Source organism: Cognatundibacterium jejuense (genome assembly GCF_014284255.1).
GTDB lineage: Bacteria > Pseudomonadota > Gammaproteobacteria > Burkholderiales > Burkholderiaceae_D > Undibacterium > Undibacterium jejuense.
The window spans coordinates 122,576-135,609 of the sequence record NZ_JACOFV010000003.1; the positions used below are offsets into that span (position 1 = coordinate 122,576).

Annotated in this window: 8 protein-coding genes; 7 read left to right on the forward strand and 1 reads right to left on the reverse strand. The window is 47.6% G+C overall.

Features of this window, described 5'->3' with window-relative positions:
* Positions 1–83 precede the first annotated feature (83 nt).
* Positions 84–6,455, forward strand: coding sequence for an Hpt domain-containing protein (locus tag H8K32_RS04855; protein WP_186911351.1), 6,372 nt, complete (start codon positions 84–86; stop codon positions 6,453–6,455).
* A gap of 59 nt (positions 6,456–6,514) precedes the next feature.
* Here the strand turns inward: H8K32_RS04855 and H8K32_RS04860 are convergent, their stop codons facing one another.
* Positions 6,515–8,008, reverse strand: coding sequence for a cryptochrome/photolyase family protein (locus H8K32_RS04860; protein WP_186911352.1), 1,494 nt, complete (start codon positions 8,006–8,008; stop codon positions 6,515–6,517).
* Between the two features lie 85 nt (positions 8,009–8,093).
* On the opposite strand from H8K32_RS04860, the gene H8K32_RS04865 reads away from it, so the two are divergent.
* From H8K32_RS04865 to H8K32_RS04890, 6 genes are all read left to right on the forward strand, one after another.
* The gene (locus tag H8K32_RS04865) at positions 8,094–8,774 is read left to right on the forward strand and encodes a YqgE/AlgH family protein (RefSeq protein ID WP_390312150.1); all 681 of its coding nucleotides are present in this window, start codon (positions 8,094–8,096) and stop codon (positions 8,772–8,774) included.
* Positions 8,774–9,184, forward strand: coding sequence for a Holliday junction resolvase RuvX (ruvX, locus tag H8K32_RS04870; protein ID WP_186911353.1), 411 nt, complete (start codon positions 8,774–8,776; stop codon positions 9,182–9,184). Before H8K32_RS04865 ends, ruvX begins: the two co-directional genes overlap by 1 nt.
* On the forward strand, positions 9,181–9,696 hold the full coding sequence (gene pyrR / locus H8K32_RS04875; RefSeq protein ID WP_186911354.1) for a bifunctional pyr operon transcriptional regulator/uracil phosphoribosyltransferase PyrR: 516 nt from the start codon (positions 9,181–9,183) through the stop codon (positions 9,694–9,696). Before ruvX ends, pyrR begins: the two co-directional genes overlap by 4 nt.
* Positions 9,689–10,663 (forward strand): aspartate carbamoyltransferase catalytic subunit, encoded by a 975-nt coding sequence (locus H8K32_RS04880; protein WP_186911355.1) that lies wholly within the window; start codon positions 9,689–9,691, stop codon positions 10,661–10,663. The genes pyrR and H8K32_RS04880 overlap by 8 nt, the downstream gene beginning before the upstream one ends.
* An 81-nt stretch (positions 10,664–10,744) precedes the next feature.
* On the forward strand, positions 10,745–12,031 hold the full coding sequence (locus H8K32_RS04885) for a dihydroorotase (RefSeq protein ID WP_186911356.1): 1,287 nt from the start codon (positions 10,745–10,747) through the stop codon (positions 12,029–12,031).
* Between the two features lie 259 nt (positions 12,032–12,290).
* Positions 12,291–13,028 (forward strand): lysophospholipid acyltransferase family protein, encoded by a 738-nt coding sequence (locus tag H8K32_RS04890; RefSeq protein WP_186911357.1) that lies wholly within the window; start codon positions 12,291–12,293, stop codon positions 13,026–13,028.
* Positions 13,029–13,034: the final 6 nt, after the last annotated feature.

Here is a 13,034-nt window from a genome sequence, read left to right on the forward strand (position 1 = left end):
TCGTTGCCTCATTGTGTGACGACCCTGTCCTATTTCAAGACGATGAACTTGGTTTCATCGTCTCTTGAGTTTGCGGAGCACGCATGACATCCGATTTTCCAAATTCGTCACCTCTGCCCCAGGATCAGTTTGATACTGGACCGCTTTCCTGGGTTATGGCGGAAGTGCGTGAAGCAGTTACTAATGCAGGCAAGATGCTCAAAGAGGCACTTGCACAAGATTTAGAAACCAGATCAACCACGATCTTGCATGCAAAAAGCTATTTGCATCAGGCGCATGGAGCCTTGCAGATTGTCGATATTGATGGCGTCTCTATTGTTACCGAAACCATAGAAGAATTGCTTGAGCGATTGCAAACCGGACAGCTAGAAATGAATGCGTCGAATGTCGATGTCATTCTCGATGCGTTTCACGCCGTATTGCGTTATCTCGAAGATTTATTGTCTGGGTCTGCACATCAGCCAGTCAGACTGTTCCCATACTATCGCGCCTTGTTGGAGCTAAAAGGTGCCGAACGCATTCATCCAGCCGACTTATTTTTCCCCGCATTGTCGGCGCAAAGTAGAGTACCCGAATTAGCGGTTATAAACGGAAACTCGTTGGCTTCTTATGTCGGCTTACGTCAGCGTTTTGAAAAATTATTGCTAACGTTTCTGACAAGCAAAGATGAGCAAGCACAGCGTGCTGCCGCCCAATCCATGCGTGACGTGGTGCATGAAATCGATTTGGCTCAAACCAATTCTCAGGCGAAGGCATTTTGGGTTGTCATGTGCGCTTTTGTGGAAGCAGTGGCCCAAGGCGGGATCGACAATCAACAATACGCTAAACAAATATTTGGCCGCATCAATTTGCAGATCCGTCGTCTGGTGGATGGCGTTACCGCTATTCCTGAACGTTTGTTAAGAGATGCATTATTCTTTCTGGCTCAAGCTAAATCACCAACGCCATTGGTTGCTAGTATACGGCAGGCCTACCAGTTAGATAATACCGTTCCATTTGATTATGACCAAAAAAATTACGGTCAGATCGCAGCCGGTGTGCTGAGTGCCGCTAAAGAACAATTAACCGCTGTCAAAAATCTGTGGGGACGCATTGCTAACGGCGAAAATGGCCTAGCCGATAAATTTTCGCAAAAAATGAAAGATCTGGCAGAAACCGGTAACGGTTTAAATGCGCCAGCTTTATCCAAACTTTTGCGCGAATTAAGCGGTATTTCACGTCATGTGGCACATTCTGCCGATACCTCGAAGTTGGGCATAGAACTCGCTACAAGCTTATTATTCGTCGAAACCGCATTAGACCAGATCACTCGCTTGCCTGCGCACTTTTCTGAACGGGCGGAAGAAATAACAGCGCGCTTGTTGTCTATTGTTTCTGGTGATGAACCACAATCGCAAACTGCATGGATGGGTGAAATTTCCCGCGAAGCCCAGCAGCGTCAAACGATGGGCGTACTGGTTGCGGAAATGCAAGTCAGTTTGCGCCAGGTTGAGAAAAATCTGGATGAATACTTCCGTGATCCGGGCCATCATGAATCATTGAAAAACGTCGATGACGTATTGCATCAGATAGGCGGTGCATTGGCCATGTTGGATCAGGATGATGCGATGAAGGCCGTCAATCAGACACGTTCCTTGGTGGCCAAGTTTGCGATTCCAGTGAGTTCTGACGATGAGCCAGCCATTGCTGAACGCGTGGATGAGCATCAAAAAGTTGCGCAAAATATCGGCGCACTGAGCTTCTTTATCGAGACGCTGAAAGCACAGCCAGAAACGGCTAAGAAGAAATTCAGCTTTGATGAAGTTACTGGTACCTTCCGTTCGAATTTATTGGAAGCAGTGTCACATAAAGAACTATTACCGACAGCGGAAGACATTCAAAGCCCTGATACAACTGATACAACTGATAGCAACCAGCATCAAGATCATTCACAGGCATACGTGGCAACGGCTGAAGAAGAGTTGCTGCATCAGCAGCATGAATCTGCGCGTCTGGCCGTTTCTCTGTCTGAAAATCCGGAAGATAAAGAGCTGCAAGCACAGCTCAAAGATTCTCTGGAGTCAGAACGTTCTGTGGCGAAATTGCTCGATGATACTAATGCAAGTGAACGAGCCAATGCAGCGATCGATCTATTGGCGCAGACAAACGAAGAACATTCTGCAGAGAACTTGCAAGATATCATTGCTGTTACTAGCGGCGCTGCTGAGCCAGTTCATGCGGACGTGCATGTCGATTTGCCGCAAACAGATGAAGCTATTGATGCCGAACTGTTGGAGATATTCCTGAGCGAAGCTGAGGAAGTACTAGCGTTTGTGCAGGAAACTTTGCCATTATCAAAACGCGATAGTGACAATCAAGAATATCTGACTAGCTTACGTCGTTCATTCCATACCTTGAAGGGCAGCAGCCGCATGGTAGGTTTGAATGTGTTTGGTGAGACTGCCTGGAATATTGAGCAAGTCATGAACTCGTGGTTGTCTGAGTCACGCCCTGGTAATGACAATCTGTATGGTTTACTGGAACATACGGCAGCGGAAATGGTTTTGTGGGTTGGAGAACTCAAACAGCACGGGCATTCTGCAAGAACTGGCAACGCCATTATTGCTGCAGCAGAGCGCGTTAAAGCTGGTCTTGATTATCAGGAAGCGTCAATTGAAACGGCGATACATCCAGCACCCGTTGCAAATGCTACCCCTGCGGTCGATAATCATCTTGATGTCATTCTTGAAAAACATTCAGAGCTAGCAAGCCTCTCTGAATCTCCAGCCCCAACGCATGATCTGATTCACGATAATAAGCTTGCTGATGTTGGTTTAGAATCTCTGAATTTTGACCTCAATGAACTGCAAGTGAATGAGGCAATCGAACCACCTCACAATGAGGAAATCGTCGCGTCAGCCTTACCTGAAATTGAAGCCGTAAGTGTGCCAGAGTCAGGCGATCTGGAACCGTTTGATTTCGGAAGCGATATTTCTTTGCATAATGACATATCATCGAATCTGGCTACTCCTGTTGCACCAGCGTTTGAAGAATTGCCAGAAATGACAGATTCTGCTGTTGAGTTAACGCATGACCCAGAAGTTACTCATCATGTTGAGCAGTTAGCTCAGGCTCAAGCAGACTTGAACAAAGCAGCAGAATTTGCTGTAGATTTATCACCAACGCCAAGCATGGATGATCTGTTGGCCGCATCGTTAGGAACAACGACGACGATTGCTGCTGACGTCATTTTGCCGGAATTACTTGCTCCTGCCGCGCTCGTTGATACGGCGCCGAGCTCAGACGTGACGGTATCTGAACAAGTCCCAGAGCATGTCGCAGACCACGGTGCAGAATTTATCGATGAACACGTAGCTTCAGAAAGTATTTCAGAACCTGTATCAAACGCACAAATTCTGGACTTCCCAGATTTGATCAAACCTGCGCAGAGTCTTGATGACAATATCAAACGCATCGGTGATCTCGAAATTAGTTTGCCCTTGTACTCAATTTACATGGCAGAAACCGATGAGATCGTGCGTTTCTTGTCGCAAGATTTTGCTGAATGGCGTCATGAGCCGCATCGTAACGTAACCACACATGCGATACACGCAAGTCATACTTTAGCGGGTAGTTCGGCCACTGTAGGTCTGAAACCATTGCAAGATTTGGCGCATAGTCTGGAACTGGTATTGCAAAGACTTGAACGTCATCCGGTCACTTTGCAAGCATCTGAATTTGATACTTTGCAGCACGCGCTGGAAACAGCGAAACGCATGCTGCAAAAATTTGCCTTGTCAGAAATTGCTGAATTTGCGCAAGACGATGTTCGTCAATTAGAACTCTTACTGCAGGATGTTATTTCTCGTTCTGATGCAGGTGCTGACGAAGAGTTTATTACTTCAACTAATGAAAAATTAGATTTGAAGGATTGGTCTGCAGATAATGATGTAACGTCACAGACAACTGTTGCGAATGCGTCCGAAGATGCTGCGGCGCAACTTGTATCAACTGCATTGGCACATCAAATTGCTGATCAAAGTCTGCAAATTAAAGATGACCTGGATCTGGATCTATTGCCAGTATTCCTTGAAGAGGGGCATGATCTCTTGCCCATGGTTGGCCAATTACTACGCAACTGGCAAGAACATCCTTCTGATACCGCCATCCCTCAATCTATCGCGCGACTCATGCACACCATCAAGGGTAGTGCGCGGATGGCTGGTGCAATGGGCTTGGGGCAACATATCCACGATATGGAAAGCCGTATCGAAAGTCTGATGCACGCAGGTAGCCTGGTGCGCCAACCTTTGTTAGAAGATTTGCTGGTCAGACACGATCACAGCATGTTGCTGTTCGATCGATTGCAAAATCCGGATGCACATCCTGTGCCTATGCTCAACCAGGAGCCTCTGACAGCTGCGCAAGAGCTTGATCAATTCCAGGAAAGCGTCGCAGCAGGTGATGCAGAGCCAGCTCCAAGTACCGAAATGGTCAGCCTGAAGCCCGTCATGCCTTTGGCTGGTGCCACGGCAACCAAAGCGATGCCAGCGTTGAATGCGGCCTTGAATGCGCCAGTTGCACCGGGTGCACCAGTTCCGCTAGTCAGGGTGCGCGCTGACGTACTTGATCGCTTAGTCAATCAGGCAGGTGAAGTTTCTATTTCGCGTTCACGTCTTGAGAATGAAGTCAGTACTTTGCGCTCTTCGCTTGGTGAGTTGACCGAAAACGTCACTCGTTTGCGCGATCAGTTACGTGAAGTGGAAATTCAGGCTGAAACGCAGATTACTTCCCGTATGGCACATTCCGCCGATCGTGAGTTTGACCCTCTGGAATTTGACCGCTTTACGCGCTTGCAAGAATTGACGCGCATGATGGCTGAGAGCGTCAGCGACGTGGCAACCGTGCAAAACAATCTGCATCGTACAATCGATGGTGCCGCGACGAATCTGCATACGCAGGCTCGTTTGACACGTGAACTACAGCAAGATCTGATGCGCGTGCGTATGATTCCGTTCGCCAGCGTTTCTGAACGTCTATATCGCGTTGCACGCCAGACAGCTAAGGAAATTGATAAGCGCGTCAATCTGGATATCCGTGGAACCACAGTAGAGATGGACCGTGGCGTGTTGGAAAAAATGGTTGGCCCGTTTGAGCATTTGTTACGTAATGCAATCGTGCACGGTATCGAATCACGTCAAACACGTCGTCAGATTGGCAAAGATGAAACCGGTGAATTGCTCATCGAAGTGCGTCAAGAAGGTAACGAAGTCGTTATCCGCTTTAATGACGATGGTCAAGGTTTGAATTTAGCCAATATCCGCCAGAAAGCGCAAACTTTAGGCTTGTTGCTGGAAGGTGAAACCTTATCTGATGCAGAAACAGCGGGCATGATTTTTGAACCCGGTTTTTCAACAGCGACCGAGGTTACCGAGTTAGCTGGCCGTGGTGTGGGTATGGACGTGGTGCGGGCTGAAGCCGCAACCTTGGGTGGTCGGGTTGAGGTCTCCAGTGTTGAAGGTAAGGGTGCAGAATTTACGATTCACTTGCCATTAACTCTGGCGGTGACACAGGTTGTGTTGCTGAGTTCTGGTGGTCGGACTTTTGCCGTACCGTCTGTTTTGGTAGAGCAAGTTCAGCATTTAAAGGCGAATGCTCTGGCAAACGCCTATAACGATGGTGCTGTTATCTGGCAGGATCAACGCGTCTCTATGCATTATTTATCTGCCTTGTTGGGTCACAGAGATGCAGTGCCCCTGGCGCAGCAATACACACCGTTATTGATCATGAAGAGTGGTACTGACCGTGTCGCGATCCACGTGGATGATATCGTCGGTAACCGCGAGGTGGTGGTGAAAAACATCGGCCCACAATTATCTCGCATGATCGGTATCGCTGGCGCGACGGTGCTTGGTTCAGGTGAGATCGTATTGATTATTAATCCAGTGCCACTTGCGCATCGTCTTGAGCATGAACATGCGCGTTTGCCACAAGCCGGTACTGATGCAGTGAATGTGGGTGCAGTGGCTGATTTGCGGCAACAGCAGCAACAAACTGCTGTCAATACAGAGCCTGTACAAGGATTACGTACCCAGCATACCGTGATGGTTGTCGATGATTCTCTGACTGTACGTCGCGTCACGCAACGTTTGCTGACACGTGAAGGCTATCAGGTGATTCTGGCTAAAGACGGTATTGATGCGTTGGAACAATTACAATCGGTGACGCCAGACATTATGTTGGTCGACATTGAAATGCCGCGTATGGATGGTTTCGATCTGACCCGTAACGTGCGTAGCGACGCGCGTACTGCGCATGTTCCTATCATCATGATTACTTCACGTACTGCCGATAAACACCGTAATTACGCCAGAGAATTAGGTGTCAATGAATACTTCGGTAAGCCTTATCGCGAGGATGATTTGATGGCGGCGATTGTGAAATTTGTCGGGAAAGATCAGGCAGTAATCGTTTGATGCCAGTCGTTTAAAACAAAAAAAGCAGGGGAAACCCTGCTTTTTTATTTTTGCCTTGATTAATGTTCTGACTCCGTAGTGGTATCAATTTTCTTCACGACTGCATAGCGTGTCAGTGTTGCCTTTCGGGCGCTGTCATGGTCAACAATTGGATAAGGATAATGCTCACCAAGTTTGACACCTGCTTGCTGTAGCAGCAATGGAGCAGCTTTCCATGGTGCATGAATTGAGCGTTTATCCAACTTGCTTAATTGCGGCAGATAGCGACGTATAAATTTTCCTTCCGCATCAAATTTCTCAGATTGTGTGATGGGATTGAATATCCGGAAATACGGTTGCGCATCGCAACCAGAAGAGGCAGCCCATTGCCACCCACCGTTATTGGCAGACAAATCAAAGTCGTTTAACTTTTGCGCAAAATAAGCTTCCCCGCGACGCCAGTCTATACCAAGATCTTTGATCAGAAAGCAGGCTGTTACCATGCGCAGGCGGTTGTGCATATAACCCGTCTGATTCAGTTGATGCATCGCTGCGTCAACCAGCGGATAGCCGGTTTTTCCTTCACACCACGCTTGAAAAAGCGCGTCGGCCTGCGTACCATTTTCCCATTGGATTGCATCATAGGCGGGTTTGAATGCTGAGGTTTCTACACGCGGATGATGATGCAAGATCATGAAATAAAAATCACGCCAGATGAGTTCATTTAACCATATCTGCGCACCCTGATTTGCCGCGGTACGTATTTGTTGCATCGCTTCACGTACCAGATGTCGTATGGAAACGGTACCAAAACGCAGATGGACCGACAGATATGACGGCCCTTTAATTGCAGGAAAATCGCGTGCAATATCGTAATCTTTCATGCGATTCGTAAACTCATCCAGCAGTTGCTGCCCGCCAGACATGCCTGCCGGTAAGTTAATTGGATTTTGCTGTGCCTCAGCAAACCCTATTGCCGCTAATAGTGGAACTTCAGAATGCGACACAGCTTTCAGATTTGCTGCATATTTTTCTACGGGATACGCTCGTGAATAAAAATCATCACTCTGCGTATAAAACTTTTTTAGCCAGGCATTTTTGTAAGGCGTAAATACTGAGAACGGCGTGTTCGATAACGATAAAACTTCCTCTTTTTCGAAAATGACCTGATCTTTGTAACTAATTAACTCGCAAGAAAGTGTCTTCAATGTCGTGGCAACCTGTTGATCGCGACGAATAGCAGCAGGCTCGTAATCATGATTGACGAAGACCGCCTGCGCACCAAATTCCGCAACTAATTCTGGTATGACATCAGTCGCTTCTCCATAGCGGACAATCAAACCTCCTCCAAGATCGAGCAAGGCTTGTTGCAATTCAATGACGCTGTCGTGAATAAATCTGATGCGCCTGTCATTTACAGGCAAATGGTCTAAGATGGTTTTGTCGAAAACAAATACGCCAATGACTTGCTTGCTTTGACGCAATGCTTGGAATAGTGCGGCATGATCAAAGCTTCGCAAATCCCGGCGGAACCAGACCAGGGAGAGAGGGAAGGGGGTGGTGATTTCACTCATAAAATGCTGTAAATCAATAGACTAAGGGTAGTATTACACCTTAGCACACATCGAAAAAACACGTTAAAACTGCTAGAATACGAGGATGGTGAAGCAAATAAAAACCCTCAAAACAGACTTGGCTGGTAACAAGTCTGCGCCTTCAATGGCATTGTCAGACACAGATGGTTCTGCGACTGATGAAAAAAGTTCGTCTACCGAGTTAAATCTGACCAATCACTTCCTGATTGCCATGCCATCTATGCAAGATCCGGTGTTTGGCGGCTCGGTGGTGTTTATCTGTGAGCACAGCCCGCGTGGGGCAATGGGAATGTTGATTAATCGCCCAACGGACATGAATGTTGCTGGTCTGTTTGATCGCATTGATCTCAAGCTGGAAAATATTCCTGATTCACACCCTATGGGTAAAGATCCTGTCATGTTTGGTGGGCCGGTTCAAGACGATAGAGGCTTTGTTTTGCACGCCCCAGTTGGCAAATACACTTCTTCATTGCAGGTTACCGATGATATTGCTTTCACGACATCGCGTGATGTGCTCGAAGCGATCGCTGCTGGTGATGGCCCTGATCGCGTTCTGATGAGTGTCGGTTACGCAGGTTGGGGTGCCGGACAATTGGAAAAAGAAATACTCGATAATCAATGGCTGACCGTCCTTGCTGACCCGGAGATCGTGTTTTCTTTGCCGCTCGAAGAACGTTTTAATGCAGCCATTAAATTGTTAGGGATTGATCCCCTGATGCTGGCGACGATAGCGGGGCATGCCTGATGCAAGACGCAGCGCGTATATCTGCAGAAGGTACGGTTCTGGCATTCGATTTTGGGTTGAAACGGATAGGCGTCGCGGTCGGGAATACTTTCCTCAGACAAGCTGAACCCTTAGCAATTATTCATGCCACGACAAATGACGCCAAATTTGCCGAAGTGGCCGCACTGATTAAAAACTGGCAACCGGTATTATGCGTGGTTGGTTTGCCTATGCACCCTGACGGTGAAGCACATGAAATGACGCAACGCTGCACGCGGTTTGCGAATCAGCTACAAGGTCGATTTAGTTTGCCGACGGTATTGGTTGATGAACGCTACACATCAGCGGTACTCAATGGACAACGCGGTGAACACATTGACGATGACGCCGCGGCTTTAATTCTGCAACAATATTTTGACGAGACACTATGACCTCTCTTGCAAGTAACCTCAATGCAGAAGCGCTATACCAGCAGCTTTTAAATCACATCAAAACCCACATCACAACTGTTGCCTATCCTATTTCTATCGTTGGCATTTACTCTGGCGGAGTCTGGATTGCAGAGCGGCTGGTGAGGGATTTAGGATTAACCAACAATGCAGGTCAGATTGACGTCTCTTTTTATCGCGATGATTACGCTGCCAAAGGTTTGCACGCGGAGGTGAAACCTACCCACATTCCTTTTGAAGTGGATGGTGCCCATATTCTTTTGGTCGACGATGTTTTATATACTGGCCGTACTACCCGCGCCGCTATCAACGAATTATTTGACTATGGCCGGCCAGCTCGCGTCATGCTTGCAGCACTGGTTGATCGTGGTGGTCGTGAGCTGCCAGTCACTGCTGATTTTATTGCTCATGTCGCTTCATTTGAACCCGCCGTCTCTGTCAATCTGCAACGTGCAGACGATGGCACACTAAGTTTCTCTATTGATCATGCATAATCCCCAATTAAACAAACATGGTGAGCTTCAGCATTTGCTGACGATAGAAGGCTTACCAAAATCCATTATCAATCACATTCTTGACACCGCCTCGTCGTTTGTCAGCGTCAGTGACCGGGAAGTCAAAAAAGTCCCGCTGATGCGCGGTAAGAGTGTTTTCAATCTGTTTTTTGAAAACTCTACCCGCACCCGTACCACATTTGAAATTGCGTCCAAGCGTTTATCTGCCGACGTGATCAATCTAAATATCGCGGCATCGAGTACCAGTAAAGGTGAATCGCTGCTCGATACGATAGATAATCTGGCGGCGATGCATGCCGATATGTTTGTCGTACGTCACGCTACGTCTGGTGCGCCATTCCTGATTGCCAAACATCTCAATGATACGAAGCAACACCATGTTCACGTTGTGAATGCAGGTGATGGTCGCCATGCGCACCCGACCCAGGGTTTACTCGATATGTACACCATCCGTCATTACAAAAAAGATTTTACGAATCTCACTGTCGCAATTGTTGGTGACGTATTGCATAGCCGTGTTGCCCGTTCGGACATTCATGCGTTGACCACTTTGGGTGTTCCTGAAGTTCGTGTTATCGGGCCGCACACTTTGCTGCCGGGTGGCTTGGAGCAAATGGGTGTACGTGTGTTTACCGATATGAACGAAGGTTTGAAAGGCGTCGATGTCATCATCATGTTGCGTCTGCAAAACGAACGCATGAGTGGTGCGTTGCTGCCCTCAGCGCAGGAATATTTTAAAAGCTACGGTTTGACCCCGGAACGACTGGCGCTGGCGCATCCGGATGCGATTGTGATGCATCCAGGGCCAATGAATCGTGGCGTGGAGATCGACTCTGCTGTCGCAGATGGTCCGCAGGCTGTGATTTTGCCGCAAGTGACGTTTGGTATCGCTGTCCGTATGGCAGTGATGAGTATCGTTGCAGGCAATAGCGGCGGCGACATTTGATGAATCGTACAAGCTCATCAGGTTGTCAAGTTGGTAGTTCAAAGACCACCTGATTGTGGCGATGTCCTGGGAATAAAGAACATGAAAATACAGATTAAAAATGGTCGCGTGATTGATCCAGCCAGCGGTAAAGATAGCGTTCAAGATGTGTTCGTTGCAGACGGAAAAATTCTTGCTCTGGGAGCGGCACCTGAGGGCTTTGTCGCTGATCAGCTGATTGATGCCACAGGTTTGGTCGTTGCGCCAGGTCTGGTCGATTTGAGCGCGCGTTTGCGCGAACCTGGCTTTGAATATAAAGCAACTTTGGAATCAGAATTGCAAGCCGCGATGCGCGGTGGCGTGACCAGTCTGGTTTGTCCACCAGATACCGATCCGGTACTCGATGAATCGGGTCTGGTCGAGATGCTCAAGCAAAGAGCACGTATGCAAAACAAAGCGCACGTTTATCCGCTCGGAGCGTTAACAATCGGCTTGAAAGGTCAATCTTTGACCGAGATGTCAGCGTTGACGGATGCCGGTTGTATTGGTTTCTCGCAGGCAGAAGAGACGATAGCGGACACCAATACGCTGCAACGTGCTTTGCAATATGCCGCGACTTTTGGCTACACAGTCTGGCTGCGCCCACAAGATGCGTACATTGGTAAAGGTGGCGTGGCACATAGTGGACCGCTGGCGTCGCGTATGGGCTTATCTGGCGTACCGGTGATGGCAGAAACCATCGCATTGCATACCCTGTTTGAACTCATGCGTGCAACTGGCGCGAAAGTACATCTATGCCGCATTTCTTCGGCTGCTGGTTTAGATTTAATTCGTAAGGCGAAAAAAGAAGGTTTGCCATTAACTTGTGATGTCGGCGCACACCATGTGCATCTGACGGATGCTGATATTGGCTTCTTTGATTCGAACGCCAGAATGACGCCACCATTGCGCAGTCAACGTGATCGCGATGCGATTAAGGCTGCCTTAGTGGATGGCACCATTGACGCAATTTGTTCGGATCACACACCAGTCGATGACGACGAAAAATTATTGCCGTTTGCTGAGGCAACGCCGGGTGCAACAGGCCTCGAATTGTTATTGTCACTTGCATTGAAATGGGCAGAGGACAGTCGCGGTGAAGTGTCTGTCAGCCAGGCATTGGCGGCGATCAGTTATAAGGCAGCGCAAGTCGCAGGCATTGGTGCTGGAAAGTTGGCCGTTGGAGATAGTGCTGATCTGTGTATTTTTGATCCGGCAGATCGCTGGAAAGTCGAAGCCAAAGCGTTGATCAGTCAAGGCAAGCACACTTTATTTCTTGGTTACGAATTGCCTGGTGTGGTTAAGGTGACGATGGTTTCTGGCCGCATTGCTTTTAATACTTTACATTAATACTTTGCATTAATACTGTGCATCAATCCGGTGCGTTAGTGCTTTGCATTTATTACTTGTGTAGTGATCTCTGATTAGAGTATTTTGTTGGATGCCTCTATGTCCTTCAAATAATTAGAGTAGTCGGCGCTACAGAAGAAAATCAAGGAAATAAGAAAAATGCGGGAGTATAGGTTTTTATAACCTCACTCCCCTTTATTTTATTTAAATAAATTAAAAAATTAATTGATACTCTGACTGAGTATCTGGTGAGTTCAGCATGCTTTTCTGGTATTTTTTCCGCGTCTTTTTGCATTTGCTTTCTGGTTTGATGACGTGTGTTTTTGTGTTTCCATTTATTGATGTTGAAAAACAACAAAGCAAAGTCCGTCTATGGTCACAACAATTGCTGGAAATTTGTACGGTTGATGTCAGATTTAAAGACGCTAGTAACGGCGTGATTGCGGATCGTGCGGTGATTGTCTCTAATCACGTGTCCTGGTTGGATATTTTTGTGATCAATACTCTGCACCCTTGCCATTTCGTTGCTAAATCAGATATTCGCAATTGGCCTATGATTGGATTTTTGTGCGAAAAAGCCGGTACGATTTTTTTAGCACGTGGCAAACAACGCGAAGTACGTCGTATCTATGAAGGTCTGGTACACCAGATTGCAGACGGCAAGCGAATTGCTTTTTTTCCTGAGGGCACAACTTCGGCGCAAGGAAAATTGTTGCCATTTCATGCGAACTTATTTGAAGCTGCTATCGAGGCTAAAGTACCTGTGCAACCATTTGTTGTGCGTTACGTGGATGCCGATGGCAAGTTTCATCAGGCGGCTGATTTTATCGGTGATATGACATTTGCGGAGAGTATGGCAGTGATATTGCGAGCGCCACGCATGACCGCCGAGTTGATTCGGTTGCCAGCGATCTCCACCGAGGGTGCACACCGCCGCGAAGTTGCGCAGTACGCCAGAACTGCAGTATTGCAAGAGTTGGGTATCGCTGAAGTATAGGTGCGT

What these genes read in the sequence shown, in the direction of transcription:
- H8K32_RS04855 (WP_186911351.1), top strand. Translation starts at nt 84, where the DNA reads ATGACATCCGATTTTCCAAATTCGTCACCTCTGCCCCAGGATCAGTTT.
- H8K32_RS04860 (WP_186911352.1), bottom strand. Translation starts at nt 8,008, where the DNA reads ATGAGTGAAATCACCACCCCCTTCCCTCTCTCCCTGGTCTGGTTCCGC.
- H8K32_RS04865 (WP_390312150.1), top strand. Translation starts at nt 8,094, where the DNA reads ATGGTGAAGCAAATAAAAACCCTCAAAACAGACTTGGCTGGTAACAAG.
- ruvX (WP_186911353.1), top strand. Translation starts at nt 8,774, where the DNA reads ATGCAAGACGCAGCGCGTATATCTGCAGAAGGTACGGTTCTGGCATTC.
- pyrR (WP_186911354.1), top strand. Translation starts at nt 9,181, where the DNA reads ATGACCTCTCTTGCAAGTAACCTCAATGCAGAAGCGCTATACCAGCAG.
- H8K32_RS04880 (WP_186911355.1), top strand. Translation starts at nt 9,689, where the DNA reads ATGCATAATCCCCAATTAAACAAACATGGTGAGCTTCAGCATTTGCTG.
- H8K32_RS04885 (WP_186911356.1), top strand. Translation starts at nt 10,745, where the DNA reads ATGAAAATACAGATTAAAAATGGTCGCGTGATTGATCCAGCCAGCGGT.
- H8K32_RS04890 (WP_186911357.1), top strand. Translation starts at nt 12,291, where the DNA reads ATGCTTTTCTGGTATTTTTTCCGCGTCTTTTTGCATTTGCTTTCTGGT.